General features: G+C 61.8%; 15 protein-coding genes. 10 read left to right on the forward strand and 5 right to left on the reverse strand.

Going from position 1 to position 14,198, the window contains the following annotated elements:
- Positions 1–20 precede the first annotated feature (20 nt).
- On the reverse strand, positions 21–1,610 hold the full coding sequence (locus BHE75_RS12660; RefSeq protein WP_070934078.1) for an ABC-F family ATP-binding cassette domain-containing protein: 1,590 nt from the start codon (positions 1,608–1,610) through the stop codon (positions 21–23).
- 112 nt (positions 1,611–1,722) lie between these two features.
- Between BHE75_RS12660 and BHE75_RS12665 the strand changes: the two genes are divergently transcribed.
- From BHE75_RS12665 to BHE75_RS12675, 3 genes are all read left to right on the forward strand, one after another.
- The gene (locus tag BHE75_RS12665) at positions 1,723–2,388 is read left to right on the forward strand and encodes a TetR/AcrR family transcriptional regulator (RefSeq protein WP_070934079.1); all 666 of its coding nucleotides are present in this window, start codon (positions 1,723–1,725) and stop codon (positions 2,386–2,388) included.
- Between the two features lie 134 nt (positions 2,389–2,522).
- Positions 2,523–3,629 (forward strand): redoxin domain-containing protein, encoded by a 1,107-nt coding sequence (locus BHE75_RS12670; protein ID WP_084653172.1) that lies wholly within the window; start codon positions 2,523–2,525, stop codon positions 3,627–3,629.
- 545 nt (positions 3,630–4,174) lie between these two features.
- Entirely contained in the window at positions 4,175–4,573 is a 399-nt protein-coding gene (locus BHE75_RS12675; RefSeq protein ID WP_070934081.1) for a hypothetical protein, read from the forward strand.
- 215 nt (positions 4,574–4,788) lie between these two features.
- On the opposite strand, the gene BHE75_RS12680 is transcribed toward BHE75_RS12675, so the two are convergent.
- From BHE75_RS12680 to BHE75_RS12695, 4 genes are all read right to left on the reverse strand, one after another.
- Complete coding sequence (locus tag BHE75_RS12680) at positions 4,789–5,286, reverse strand: hypothetical protein (protein WP_070934082.1); 498 nt, start codon at positions 5,284–5,286, stop codon at positions 4,789–4,791.
- Positions 5,287–5,404: 118 nt separating this feature from the next.
- Positions 5,405–6,046, reverse strand: coding sequence for an NrsF family protein (locus tag BHE75_RS12685; RefSeq protein WP_070934083.1), 642 nt, complete (start codon positions 6,044–6,046; stop codon positions 5,405–5,407).
- On the reverse strand, positions 6,036–6,539 hold the full coding sequence (locus BHE75_RS12690; RefSeq protein WP_070935836.1) for a sigma-70 family RNA polymerase sigma factor: 504 nt from the start codon (positions 6,537–6,539) through the stop codon (positions 6,036–6,038). Before BHE75_RS12690 ends, BHE75_RS12685 begins: the two co-directional genes overlap by 11 nt.
- Positions 6,540–6,747: 208 nt before the next feature.
- Positions 6,748–7,593, reverse strand: coding sequence for an oxidoreductase (locus tag BHE75_RS12695; protein ID WP_070934084.1), 846 nt, complete (start codon positions 7,591–7,593; stop codon positions 6,748–6,750).
- Positions 7,594–7,643: 50 nt separating this feature from the next.
- On the opposite strand from BHE75_RS12695, the gene BHE75_RS12700 reads away from it, so the two are divergent.
- From BHE75_RS12700 to BHE75_RS12730, 7 genes are all read left to right on the forward strand, one after another.
- Positions 7,644–8,228: a TetR/AcrR family transcriptional regulator gene (locus tag BHE75_RS12700; protein WP_070934085.1), complete on the forward strand. Its 585-nt coding sequence runs from the start codon at positions 7,644–7,646 to the stop codon at positions 8,226–8,228.
- A gap of 828 nt (positions 8,229–9,056) precedes the next feature.
- Entirely contained in the window at positions 9,057–9,425 is a 369-nt protein-coding gene (locus BHE75_RS12705) for a YidH family protein (RefSeq protein ID WP_211314349.1), read from the forward strand.
- A 65-nt stretch (positions 9,426–9,490) separates the two neighbouring features.
- Entirely contained in the window at positions 9,491–11,059 is a 1,569-nt protein-coding gene (locus BHE75_RS12710) for an arylsulfatase (protein ID WP_070934087.1), read from the forward strand.
- A gap of 97 nt (positions 11,060–11,156) precedes the next feature.
- Complete coding sequence (locus BHE75_RS12715; RefSeq protein ID WP_070935838.1) at positions 11,157–12,017, forward strand: hypothetical protein; 861 nt, start codon at positions 11,157–11,159, stop codon at positions 12,015–12,017.
- A gap of 29 nt (positions 12,018–12,046) precedes the next feature.
- Positions 12,047–12,976, forward strand: coding sequence for a formylglycine-generating enzyme family protein (locus BHE75_RS12720; protein WP_139181840.1), 930 nt, complete (start codon positions 12,047–12,049; stop codon positions 12,974–12,976).
- Positions 12,973–13,413, forward strand: a complete 441-nt coding sequence (locus BHE75_RS12725; RefSeq protein WP_070934089.1) for a DUF1622 domain-containing protein — start codon at positions 12,973–12,975, stop codon at positions 13,411–13,413. Before BHE75_RS12720 ends, BHE75_RS12725 begins: the two co-directional genes overlap by 4 nt.
- Entirely contained in the window at positions 13,410–14,195 is a 786-nt protein-coding gene (locus BHE75_RS12730; RefSeq protein ID WP_070934090.1) for a hypothetical protein, read from the forward strand. Before BHE75_RS12725 ends, BHE75_RS12730 begins: the two co-directional genes overlap by 4 nt.
- The last annotated feature ends 3 nt before the right edge of the window (positions 14,196–14,198 follow it).

The raw sequence follows: 14,198 nt of genomic DNA on the forward strand, positions 1-14,198 counted from the left end.
CGAGAAAGCGTCTTCTCAGACTAGGACGCTTCTCCGAACAGTTCCAGCCGCCGGCTGATGCCGATATTGGTCAGGAACGCCTCATCGTGGCTGACGACGAGAAGCGCCCCATCATAGGCCGCGAGTCCGACCTCGATCGCCTGAACCGAGTCGATATCCAGGTGATTGGTGGGCTCATCCAGGATGAGCAGCGATGGCGCACGCGGTCCGCCCAGCACACAGGCCAGACCGGCGCGTAACATCTGGCCTCCGCTTAGTGCGCCGACCTTCTGCAGCGCCTCGTCTGCCCGGAACAGGAAACCTGCCAGCGCGGAGCGGCATGCATGTTCGCTGGAATCGGGATTCAGCCGCATGAAATTGTCGAGGATCGACCATTCGCGATCGAGGATGCTCACGTGCTGATCGAGCAGCGCAAAATCCACACCAACCGAAACACTTCCGCCGGTAGGCTGCATCTTGCCCGCGATCAGCTTGACGAGGGTCGTCTTGCCCGATCCGTTCGGCCCAACGAGCGCGACGCGTTCCGGTCCGACCATGGCGAAGGACAGGTCGCGCAGGATCGGGTGGCCGGTCTCGTAGCCGGCCATGACCTTGTCCAGCGTCAGAACCGTGCGGCTCGCCGCGAGCCGAGTCGGCGGCAGCACGAGCAACAGTTGCTGCAGGGTTTCGATTCTCTCCCGCGCCGCCGCGGCTGCCGCCCGAGCTTGCTCCTTCTGACGCTCGGCAAGCCGAGCGTCATCTCCGCGGCTCGCCTCGGCAGCGTTCTTCCGGGCACCCGCCAGAATACGCGGCATATCGCCGCGAGCGCCTTTCCTCGCGCCACTAGCGTCCCGGCGATCTTTCCGTGCGACGGCGAGCTGCGTCTTGCGATTGACCTCCGCGATCCTTTTCTCCGCAAACGCCAGGTCGTGCTGCGCGGCCTCAAGCTCGACCACCTTGCGCTCCCGGTACAGGCTCCAGTTACCGCCATAGCGAGTGATGCCAAGAGACGTCATCTCGACGATTGCATCCATGCGCTCCAGAAGTGCGCGGTCATGGCTGATGACGATCGCACCCGACTTCCAGTCGGCAAGGAAGCCGATCACGGCGTCGCGGCCGGCACGATCAAGATTGTTGGTGGGCTCGTCGAGCAGCAGGAAATCCGGTTCAGCGAAGATCGCGGCAGCCAGGCCGGCGCGCGTCCGCTGGCCACCGGAGAGTTCGGCAAGAAGCGTATCGGCCCGTGCTGTAAGGCCCACTTTCGCAAGCGCGGTGGCGATGCGCTCATCAAGCATCCAGTCGGCTTCCGCCAGTTCGTCGATGCCGGCTTCCCCGGCCTCGGCACGGCGCAGAATCGCCAGCGCCCCCGCTACACCGAACAGATCAGCCACCGTCTCTTGCGGGCCGACCTGAACGCTCTGCCTGAGCACGCCAAGCGTGCCGGTGATGGAGATCGTGCCCGCCTGCGGTTGAAGCCGTCCGGCAAGAATATGCAACAGCGTAGTCTTGCCCACGCCATTGCGCCCGACAAGACCAGCGCGCTCTCGGCGGAAGCCGAGGTCGAGATCGGAAAAGATCCGGCGGCCGTCTGGCGTCGACCAAGCGAGCCTCGATACGGTGATGGATGACATCGAGAGGAAATCCGTTGAAACCCAGAAACAGCACTCTATTGTGCTGATATTGAATGGCCGATCAAAACGCAACCTTGTCGTGCCGTTTTGACCAGCAAAAACGGAACCGAGAATGGGATTAAGCACGCGCAAGGCTGGAGGACGTCCAACCCGGGAACGGGCGGCGCAGCTCGATGATCTTCTGCTCGACGGCGCCCGCTCGACCTTTTGCCGGAAAGGGGTTGCCGCAACGTCTGTGGATGAGATCGCTCTCGAACTCGGCATATCCAAGCACACGATCTATCGCCGCTATCCCAACAAGGGTGCGCTGCTGGAGGCCGTGGTCGAACGCGACATCCGCCGGTTCAAGGCGGCCCTGACATCGGCCGCCATGGGGGTCGCGGACCCTCTTGAGGCTGTCCGGCAAACGGCCCTGCGTTATTTCGAGATCGGCTCGTCGCGCGACTATGCGGCCTTCTATCTGTCGGTCAGCGCAGAGGCAGCCTTTTCCCCGGCGCTTCGACACCGGCTCGCTGCATGGTCAAGGATGGCTTTGGAGTCGTTGGTCGGCGCGATCGCCTCGGCCCAGGCTGCGGGACTCGTTTTGCCGGGCGATCCGGGTGTGATCTGCGAAATCCTCGTCGACCTTCTCGAAGGGGCGAACAATCGTGTCCGCCTGCGCGCCGACGAGACGAACAATGCCGCCGAACCCGATCGGATATTCCAGGCGCGATGGATGATCTTCCTTCGTGCTTGCGGCCGCGCCGATGGACCGCCCTTTACCATTCCATCCCAATAGGCGCGACTGAACGAGCTCCCTGCCACTGTCGGGGCATCACAGAACATAGCAGTTGCTAACAACCCAGCCGCGATCGCGTCTCTATACACAATGCGCTCAGTTCGTCAGCTTCGACGGCAATGCGAGTGACTGCTATGCGTAAATTCCGTTCGACTGGCTTCTTTGTCGCCGCCATTCTGGCGGCGGGCACGACCACCCTGCTCTGCTTCGATGACGCTTTAAGCCTGGTGCCCTGCCAGTCTGCGAACAGTATGAGCGCGGCTGCCCCGGCAGGCATGACGGCCTCCCCCCTGGATCTCCTGCACCGCTCGTCATCCTGGCTGACGCCCGTGCCCGGTGGCGTGCAGGCCCTTCGCGGCAAGGTCGTACTGGTGAATTTCTGGACCTATTCGTGTATCAATTCGCTGCGCGCGCTACCCTATCTGCGCGCATGGAGCGACAGATATGGTGACAAGGGGCTGGTGGTCGTCGGCATCCATACCCCTGAATTCGACTTCGAAAAGGATGCCGCGAAAGTACGCCTCGCAAGCGCGCAATTGGACGTCCGCTATCCGAATCTGCAGGACAATCATTATGCGCTCTGGCGCGAATTCGGTAACGAAGGCTGGCCTGGTTTTTACTTCATTGATGCGAAAGGACGTATCCGGGGTTACCGGCTGGGTGAAGGCAATTACGCCGATGCCGAACAACTGATCCGAAAGCTCCTGGCCGAGACAGGGCACGATCCATCGGACGTTCCCATTTCTCCGATCAAAGGCACCGGAATAGAGGCCGAAGCCGCCTGGAGCGATCTGCGATCGCCCGAAGCCTATGTCGGTTTCAAGAAGGCGGTGAAGTTCGCGTCTCCTGGCGGGCTCGTGAAAAATGTCGAAACGACCTATACAACTCCGCGCGACCTATCCCTCAACCAATGGGCTCTCGCGGGGCGCTGGACCGTTGGCCCGGAATTCGCTGCTCTCGGCGGAGCCGGCGGCGCGATCACGTTCAGATTCCATGCACGCGATTTACATCTGGTGCTCGGCGGTGCCGCCGATCGGCGCCCAGTCCGGTTTCGTGTCACGATCGATGGTGCGCCCCCCGGTGCCAATCACGGCAGCGACGTGGATGAGTCGGGCTGGGGCGAGTTGCAGGAGGATCGTCTTTACCAGCTCGTTCGACAGCCGGACCAGGTGGTCGACCGGACCGTTCGCGTTGAATTTCATCAAGGTGGCGTGCGCGCATATGTCTTCACATTCGGGTGATCTGCAAGGTCACCGGCAATTTGTGGGCGGTTCAAATCTTGCTGGGCCACAGCAAGATCGAGAACGCTGTCAAGTATCTCGTCATCGATATCGATGACGTCCTGATCGTTGCTGCGCGTACCGAAATCTAACCTGAGCGGCTCCTCGTTCCGACGAGAAAGCGATCCACGGCGCAATGAACGGGGTGTCTGCTTTTGGGGAGCTCTCCAAGCACATCGAACGGCGGCTATGACGGCGAACGCGGCGACAACCGCTGACGCCTCGCTGATGATCGCATTCCCATCAGGAGATGAGTTCGAAGTCACCGGGCTTCCACCCTGGCCTTGGGAGTGACTACTGACAGTCGATTGAAGACCGTGTTTGACACGGATTATGGCTCGCTGGATTTCGAAGCGAGTATCACCGACGAGACGGGCACGATCCCTTCTCCCTGATCGCCAAGAATTCGACCAACGAAATAGCCACGGCCCAAGCCGTGCACTGGGAGCCCCTGCCCGTCTGCGATGCCACCAAAAGCGGAGCAGCGTTTACTTCTCGATGAGCCGTTGATCGATCTCCCGAGGAGCAAGGACAGCAGCGCGCATTCGATCAAGTTTACGATCAATCTCGGCGCGATTTCGGTAGAGCCATTGCGCCGCTGGGATGTTGATCGAGATATAAATAGGGAAACGGTCTGGGGCGCACGCCTTGGGGAACGAGTCGGCGCGTTTCTCGCCACCCCGGACGACCATTGGTGGGCGATTTCACAGCATTCGCCTCTCAGCGATGTCGAAGGTGAGATTGCCCACTTGCTCGTCTCCGGCGTTCTGCCTTTCCTGCAAAAGCACGTGAGCGGCAGCGATCTCATCGCGCTATGGGATACGGGTCATTCGCCGGGCCTTACGGAAGGCCAACGGTTGAGAAATCTCGCGCAATTAAAGGAGATAGCTCAAAGGGCGGCGTGACTGCTGTCGTCACGCGAGTCCAGGTCCGAAACGGCAAAACCCGCCCCTGAAGCGGCCGGACCGCTTGCCCCAACAAAGCTGACGTCCCTGCACGCCTCCCGAGACCAGTCTTCGTTCCCTAGCTGAACGGACGACAGCAATCGGGAGCCGGAAAAGCACTCCAATGTCCACAAAGTTGGCCGAAACAACTGCAGGAGCAAAGTCATGGTTATGCCCTAGATAGCGTCCGGTGCAGTCGCTTTGCCCTGTCCGCGCAGGTAGATGATCTGGGCGGCCACACCGACAATGAGCGCCACGAACAGGGCCGCCAGAGATCCGAGGAGAAGCGGCGATTTGGGGTCGGTGACGAAGGGATGGCCGTCCGGAACGCGTCGCAGAACCTCGCTGACGGTCGGCACCATCAGCAGAAACGCTGTCAGGCTCAGACTGATCGTCTCGATATATTTCGCCAAGCGCCCCGGCGCAGGAAAGCGGCCAATGCCATAGCCGACGAAGAGCAACAGGATCACGGCGCCGCCGATTGCATCGCTGACCGGCTGATGCGCAACGAGGAACACGGTCAAGGCGCCGATCAGCATGGAAACCAAATAGCATATGCCGGGAGTCGACCGGGGCACGATCCGACCATGCCGCGCGAACATATAGAGCGCCAGGGGAATGGCCGGGAGACTGCCCAGCATATGTATCCAACCAATCGGTGAGATGCCAAACATCACGCGTTCCTTTCAAAGCTGAATATGGGGAGCGCACGTGTCCCACACCCGGGAACTCGGCGCTTTGGTCTGAAGAAGCCCGGTCGGTACCGCGGCGCCAGGCAAGAGTTTACGAAAGCTACAAGCGAAAGCGCTGGGGCAGCAGCCATCGCGCCATTGAAGTGACAGCGGCGCATCCTGCGGAATACCAGATGACGATATAGAGCGGGTCGTTCATCGGACAGCAAAAGGCGAAGATCAGAGCGCCGCATGTCGCCGCCGCAAGACCGGCAGCAATCGCGCTGCCTGCGGGATGGGTCGGCGCCGCGCGACGCATCTGGATCGCCAGCATCGCCAGCATGGGCAGAGCCAGCATGGCGATCGATACCGCGCACAGCATGCCGTGAGCGGGTGAAACGCGATCGAGCAGTGACAGGTCGCTGTCGGCGGGCGAGGCCACGAAGGCGCCCCCGATCATGGCCAATCCCGCAAGAGAGAGCATGAAGATCAATCCCCGACGCGGCGAGGCCAGCGGCGAAAAGGATCGTATGACCACACTGCTAGCGATGCCCGCGAGGATCGCCAGGCTGCCCATTTTCCAGAGCATGTAAGGAGAGCCGATCACCTGCGCCATGTCGTGGCGCATCATGCCCAATTCCAGCAACAGGGCCAGTTCGAGGGCACCAAGGGCCAGCAACAAGGACGCTTCGCGCCATGGGCTGCGCAGTCTCACTGGCGTGAGATCTGCGGTCAGATTGTGAATGAGGGCGTTATTCGACATCTTCGGTCTTCTCGATGAGGGCAGTCAGGCGGGAGAGACCGCGGTGAATGTTCATCTTCACGGCTGATGCGGACAGGCCCGTCTCCCGGGAAGCGTCCTCGATGCTGTAGCCTTGCACCTTGACCAGCAGGATGGCCTGCGCCTGCGCGGGACGCAGTTCTTCGAGCAGGCTGGCGAGAACCGATGCGCTCGTAACCGCCCTCTCATGGTCGGCGACCGATAGATCGTCGGACAGTTGCTCGGTCGGGTTGCGGCCTAATCTGCGCAGCTGATCTATCCATTTATGCTTGGCGATGGCCGCCAGCCAAGCTCCGAAGGGATATCGCGGATCAAAGGTGTGACGGCGCCGATGGACCGCGAGCAACGTTTCCTGCACGGCATCATCGACCTCACCAGGCGGCAACCGACGGCTGAAATAGCGGTCCAGCCAATCGGATATCTCGCTCAGCAGCCGATGATAGGCGCCTCTGTGTCCGTTCTGGGCGGCGATCATCAACCCCGTCCACGCGTCAGGCGCAGCGTGCGACGGCAAATCGCCATCGCGTCGCTTCGCATCCGATGGCCGGGAGATGAATCTCGAGAGGAGATTGGCACGCATGATCTCTTATTCGATCGCAATGCTCAGCCGGTCACCGCTCCAGGACATGTGCAGTCGATTTTTGCGACTGACGCTCCTTACCTCCTCGAAGCGACCTGCAGCCTCAGGAGGAAAAGCTGGTGGAGCGAGACAACGCGCTCCACAAGTCGATTTCTGCCCTCATCGAGCCCAGCTTCGTCTCGACCAGATCCAAAGCGCCTTCGCCCAGGAACAGGCGCACCGGCGGCTCTTCCGCATCGACGAGGGCAAGGAGCGCCTGCGCGGCCTTTGCAGGATCGCCCGGCTGGTTGCCGCTCTTCGCCTGCCGACCGGTTCGGATCGGATCCATGATGGCATCATAATCAGCGATGCTGCGCGGCGTGCGATCCATCGAACGACCCGCCCAGTCGGTGCGAAACTGTCCAGGGGCGAGTGCCGTGACCCGGATACCGAACCCCAGGAGCTCCTTGCCCAGCGCTTCGGAGATTCCCTCCAGCGCGAACTTGCTGCCGCAGTAGAAGCTGATGCCGGGCATTGTGATGAAGCCCCCCATGGAGGTGACGTTGACGATATGGCCGCGGCGCCGGTCACGCATGCCGGGCAGGACCGCCTTGATCATCGCGACAGGCCCGAACACGTTGGTCGCGAACTGACGCTGGAGATCATCCAGGCTGGATTCCTCCAATACGCCCTCATGACCGTAGCCGGCGTTGTTCACCAGCACGTCGACGGGACCGGCGCTTCGCTCTGCGTCGGCGACTGCAGCCGGAATGGCGCGAAAATCGGTTACGTCCAGGATGAGCGGATAGGCGCGACCGGGCGCGAACGCCGCAAAGGCCTGGGCGTCAGCATCCCTTCGTACCGTGCCGATCACCCGGTGCCCAGCATCAAGCGCCTCTTGCGCGAAGGCCTTGCCAAGGCCCGAATTGACGCCAGTGATGAGGAAAGTTCTGGAGGTCGAAGCCGACATGATCCATCTCCGATTGATGACAACATTTATATCATGATATAGATAACGATATGGCGCGAAGCAAGACACATGCTGGCTCAACGGATGTTCGCGGAGAGCCGCTTCGCCAACGCGTGCTTGACGCGGCGGAGCGGCTGCTCGGGAACGGAAAAGCTGATTTTTCGATGCGCGACCTCGCGGCCGGGGCGGGAGTGAGTTTCGCCACCCCCTTCAACCAGTTCGGCAGCAAGGCTGCGGTCATGCACGCGCTTTCGGCACGGCGGATCGATGCGATGGCCCAGCGCTTCGCCGACGCTCCTCCACATTCGAACGTCGCCGACCGGGTGCTTCTGGCGGTCAGCATCGCCACCGAAGTGATGCTTGAGGAGCCGGAGGTTAATCGCGCCGTCATGAGTTGGATCGGCACTGCCGGTTCCAACGGAAAGGTTCTGGCGCACTCGACGGCCCTGTGGACGCGGGCGTTGGCCGCTGGCGAAGGACTGAGTGAAGAGGCTTTGGCACGCTTGCCAGCCCAACTCGCCTTCGCCTTTCGCGGTGTACTGTCGTTCTGGACAGCGGGTGAATTATCCGACCAAGACCTTCGCGCCAATGCGCGCGAGATGGCGAGCCGCCTGCTGATTGCGGCGAAGCGTTAGCGATCGAACCGGGGCTCCGCCGAACAGGCTGAGGATCTGAGCAAATTATTGATAATATGAAGAAATATACAACGCCCTACGGTCGATGAATGCCAGCGAACCGGCCCAGGGGCGAGAGCCTCCTGAAAGCGGACTGCTGAATAATCATTCGTCGCCATCTGCCCATTTGCCATTTCGCCTTCGGTCGTGGGCGCGAAACTCTCTTGATCCGGATATTCGGAAAGATCCTCCTCAATCGATTCCATGACGGAGCCAGGTGGTGCGATACGGGACACAAGTTCAGTGCTTGCCATTGCAAGGATCGCCTCCCGCCGAGTGCCGGCAGAGGATCTATCAAGCGAACCCACCCTTGCCGCTGCAGCATAGCGGGCACGCGCGACATCGGTGGTGAACCAGCCGTTCCATCCATCGAGGCTGCCGAGCTCCGATAAGCTTTCGATGCACTCGATGCGATCGCTATGTCTCCAACTACCTTGCCACGTTCGCTCTCGCTGCCGTTGCAGCCGAGTGGATCAAATGAGTCTCCTTAACCGGGCGCGGCGATCGCCTAGGGCGAGGTCAGGTTCGAGACGCCCCCGCGCTCACGGCCTGCCACCGGCACTTTTTTTGTAGAATCCGGCCAGGCGCTTCCTGTTCCTGAGTAGCGCGCGCCCGAACAAGGGCGATAGATTGCATGCCAACGGGTCAAGGAATGACCCCATCCCAGGCAGATAAATTCGGGTCGACTGCGACTGCCGCAGCCGGAGGCTTGGTATGCAAATGATATCTGACGATATTTCGACCGAACTATCGGCCCGGCGGACGGGCATGTCCTTCCAGCGAACCCGCATGAGCGCGGATCGCACCTTGATGTCGGTGATCCGCACGTCATTGTCGCTGATCTCCTTCGGCTTCACGATCCACCAGCTCGCCCAGAAGCTGAAGGACCAGAATCTGCTGCCCAGCGCCGCACCTGAACGGACGTTCGGCACCACGCTCGTCGCCTTTGGCATCATGATGCTGACGTTCGGCATCGTCTACCACGTCCGGTTCATGATCGAGCTGCGCCGCGAACGGCGCCTCATGGCCGAAGAACAGCTGATTCATGGCAAAAGCGGCTTTCCGCCTTCACTCACGCTCATAACCGCGATCCTGCTGCTGATACTGGGCGTATGGACGATCGCAAGCATGCTTTTCAAGATAATGCCGTTCAATTGAACACAATACACGTCGCCACATAACATAATCATTCTTCCATCAATGTTTATTATCAGGAGGATGTTATGGCCTCGAAAAGCAATTCCGGCAGGCCGAATATACTGGTGATATTCGGCGACGACATCGGCATGTGGAATGTGGGCGCCTATACTCATGGCATGATGGGGCGAACGCCCAATATCGATCGGATCGCCGAGGAAGGCATCCTTTTCACCGATCATTACGGCCAGGCAAGCTGCACCGCCGGCCGCGCGGCCTTCATCACCGGGCAGGTGCCGGTGCGCACGGGCATGACGACGATCGGCATTCCGGGATCGCCTCGCGGCATCCAGAAGGAAGATCCCACACTGGCCGAGGTGCTGAAGTCGCAGGGCTATGTGACGGGGCAGTTCGGCAAGAACCATCTGGGCGACCGCAACGAATTCCTGCCCACGGTCCATGGCTTCGATGAATGGTTCGGCAACCTCTATCACCTGAACGCGGAGGAGGAGCCCGAGCAGCTCGACTATCCGGGCCAGAAGAATGCGGATTATCTGAAGAAATATGGTCCCCGCGGCGTGCTGCATGCCTGGGCCACGGACGAGGACGATCCGACCGAGGATCCCATCTTCGGCCGCGTCGGCAAGCAGCGCATCGAGAATACCGGCATGCTGACCCGCGAACGCATGGAAACGTTCGACGGCGAGGTGCTGGACAAGACGCTCGACTTCCTCGACCGCTACGGCAAGGGCGACAAGCCCTTCTTCTGCTGGTTCAACACCACGGCCATCCACATCTGGTCGCATTCGCCCAAGAAATATATCCAGAAGGCCGTCGACGAAGGCCGGGCCGAGGAAGATCTTGTGCGGGCCAAGATGCTGGAACATGACGAGCAGATCGGTGCGTTGCTGAACAAGCTGCGCGAACTGGACGTCGATGAAAATACGATCGTCGTCTACACCACCGACAACGGCAATGAGATGATGTTCTGGCCTGATGGCGGCTATGCTCCGTTCCGCGGCGAGAAGGGGACGAGTTGGGAAGGCGGCCTGCGCGTGCCCTGCGTCGTTCGGTGGCCGGCGCGGATTGCGCCACATTCATCGTCCAACGGCGTCCAGTCCCACGAGGATCTATACGTCACGCTCGCGGCGGCCGCGGGCCTTCCCAATCTGAAGAGCGATCTTCTGGATGGTTATGAGATGAACGGTACGACCTATAAGGTTCAACTCGACGGCTATAACAATCTGGATCACTGGACCGGGAAGTCACCCAAATCGGCTCGCCGCGAATTCTTCTATTATGACGAGACGGATCTGATGGCCGTCCGCGTCGATGGCTGGAAAATGCACATCGGCGTGAAGAAGGAAGGCAGCTGGTTCAACGAAAAATATTATCCAAGCGTGCCCTATCTGTTCAACCTACTCATGGATCCTCTGGAGAAGATGGACCCGGAATCCCACGAATGGGGATATATCGGCAGGAAGTTCTTCGCCTCCAAGCTATGGGCGCCGAATGCGGCCACACCCTTTATCGCCGCCCATCTCAAGAGCCTGCAGGCCTATCCCCCGCGCCAGGGCGCAGACACGCTGAGCCTGCACAAGGCGCTGGAAGGCGCGATGAGCCGGCTCGAAACCAGCCGGACGACGAACAACTGATCCTGTCGCGATCGGCCGTTCGCGCGGCTGCGGCAAGGGCCACGGGCGGCGTTCCGGCGCCGCCCGTCCCCTCCCGCCCAAAATGGAGCGATCCACCATGGCGCTCACACACATCATCCCGCTGCTGATCAACATCAGCATCTTCTTCATGGTCCTCGCGCTGGGGCTTCGGGCCGGCAGGGGCGATGCGATCTATCTGCTCCGCCGTCCGACGCTGCTGCTGCGATCGATCGTGTCGATGAGCGTCGTCATGATAGCAGCCGCCATCCTGCTGTCTTTCCTGATTGATCCGGCGCCGGCGGTGAAGATCGCCCTGATCGTGCTTGCCATGTCCCCGGTGCCCCCCATCCTGCCGGCCAAGCAGATCAAGGCGGGCGGGTCCGGCGCTTATGCCGTGGGCCTGCTGGCGACGGCATCGGTGGCGGCCGTGGTGCTGACGCCGCTGGCCGTCACGCTGATCGGGCGGTTGCTGGGGGTTGCGGTGGACATTTCCGCCAGCCGTGTCGCCACCGTCATGCTTGTTTCCGTCATTATCCCGCTGGGGATTGGCATCGGCATCCGCACCCTGCTGCCGGATGCGGCGGCGCGGATCGCCCCTGCCATGTCCCGGGCGGCGATGATATTGCTGGTCGTGGCCGCGCTGCCGCTGCTGTTCGAGGCTGGACCCGCGATCTGGGCCATGGTCGGCGATGGCGTGCTGTTGGGCCTGATCGCCTTCACGCTCATAGGCCTGGTCGCGGGCCATCTTCTGGGCGGTCCCGACAACGGGAATCGCACCGTCCTGGCACTGGCCACGGGCACCCGCCACCCCGGCGTGGCGATTGCGATCGCCACCGCGAACTTCCCGCACGAGAAGGCCGTGCTGGCGGTGGTGTTCTACCATCTCGTCATCAGCGCGCTCGTGTCCCTTCCCTATGTCCGCCGCCGGCACGTCGCTTCCGGGGAGACACCGGCATGAGCACGCCAGCATCGCCATCGCCGCCCGGCATGGTCTGGATACCGGGAGGGACATTCCTGATGGGTTCCGACCATCACTATCCGGAAGAAGCCCCCGCACATCGCGTGAGCGTGGACGGCTTCTGGATGGATGCCACCACCGTCACCAATCGCGACTTCGCGCATTTCGTGAAGGCCACCGGCTATATCACGCTGGCCGAAAGGCCGGCGGACCCCGCCGACTATCCAGGCGCGCGGCCCGAGCTGCTGGCGGCATCCTCGATCCTGTTCCGCAAACCCAGCGCCCCGGTCGACATGAGCAACCATTATAACTGGTGGCACTATGTGGCCGGCGCGGACTGGCGTCACCCGCGCGGACCCGCAAGCTCGATCCGGGGGCTGATGGATCATCCCGTCGTGCATGTCGCCTTGGAGGACGTGGCTGCCTATGCGCATTGGGCCTGCAAGGCGTTGCCGACCGAGGCGGAATGGGAATTCGCCGCGCGCGGCGGGTTGGACGGCAGGGAATTCGTCTGGGGCGACGATCTGACCCCCAACGGAAAATATATGGCCAATACCTGGCAGGGCGAATTCCCCTATCGCAACACGCGGGAGGACGGCTTCGAATATACGTCGCCCGTGCGGGCATTTCCGCCCAACGGCTACGGCCTGTACGACATGGCCGGCAACGTCTGGCAATGGACGGCCGACTGGTATGGCGACCATGGCACCCGCCATCGGAGCTGCTGCACCGTCGCCAATCCACGTGGCGGCGCGGCCGAGGAAAGTTTCGATCCGAACGCGCCAGGCATGCGGATTCCGCGGCGCGTCACCAAGGGCGGATCGCATCTCTGCGCGCCCAATTACTGCCGGCGCTACCGGCCAGCGGCCCGCATGGCCCAGCCGATCGACACGGCCATCTCGCATCTAGGGTTCCGCTGCATCAAGCGCCCGGCTCCGAAAGCGGAGGCGATGCCATGATAGAGGAATGGTTGATCGAGCTGACCGCGCTGGTCGTTCCGCTGATCGAGCTTGCGGCGCTTATCGTCATCACCATCGGCACGGCGGAGGCGTTCGTCCGGGGCGTCCCGGCGATGCTTTCGGGGCGGAAGAACGGGCATGCCGTCCGCCTCATCTGGATGCGGCAGGCGCGCTGGCTGATCGCGGGACTGACCTTTCAGCTTGCCGCCGACATCATCGAAACTTCCACGGCGCCGAGCTGGGACGATGTCGGCCGGCTCGGCGCGATCGCCGTCATCCGCACTTTCCTCAACGTCTTTCTGGAACGCGATCAACGCGAGATCCGGGAAATCGAGGAACGCCGCGCCCTCGATTCCGGAAAATCGCCGCGCCCCGGCGCGGATCCGACGACATCTCCCGAGCTTCGCACGCCCTCATCGAACGGGGACAGGCCATGAAACAGGCATATGCCACCTTTTTCGCGTTGGCAGTTCTGGCCGGCATGGCGCCACATGTCGCGGCCCAGGATGCGCCCCCATCCGCGCCGCCCCCGGCGGAACGCGAGGGCAGCGGGTGGAGCTTCGCGATCACACCCTATCTATGGGCGGCGGGCCTTTCCGGCGATGTCGCCCAATTCGGCCTGCCACCTGTCCATATCAGCCCGGATTTCGGGAAGGTGCTCGACAATCTCGACTTCGCAGCAATGGCGACCGGCGAAGCGCGCAAGGGCCGCTACAGCATTGTCGCCGACATGATGTTCACAAAGATTTCCCTGGCCTACGGAACGCCGAGAGGCGCGCTTGCCGAAACGGCACGCGTGAAATCGTCCACCTTCGCCGGCTTCGTCGGCGGAGGCTATTCGCTGGCCCATGGCGACCGCCATATCCTGGATTTCGTGCTGGGCCCGAAGATCTGGAACGCGGATGTGAAGATCGGGCTGGAGGGCGGCCTGCTAAACGGCAGGAGCGGCAATGACAACGCCACCTGGGTCGATGCGATGGGCGGATTGCGCGGTCGCTATTGGCTCAGCGACAGCCTCTATCTGAGCGGATGGGGCCTCATCGGCGGCGGCGGCGCGAATATCGATTGGGATGCCGGCGCAACGCTCGGCCTTCGGATCAGCCGCACGGCGTCGGCGGTCGCAGGCTATCGCGCGCTGGGCGTCGATTACGACAGGGACGGCTTTCGCTTCGACATCGTCCAGCAGGGGCCAACCTTGGGCGTCTCGCTGAACTTCTGAATG

The sequence above is a fragment of the Edaphosphingomonas haloaromaticamans genome (assembly GCF_001853345.1).
GTDB lineage: Bacteria > Pseudomonadota > Alphaproteobacteria > Sphingomonadales > Sphingomonadaceae > Sphingomonas_E > Sphingomonas_E fennica.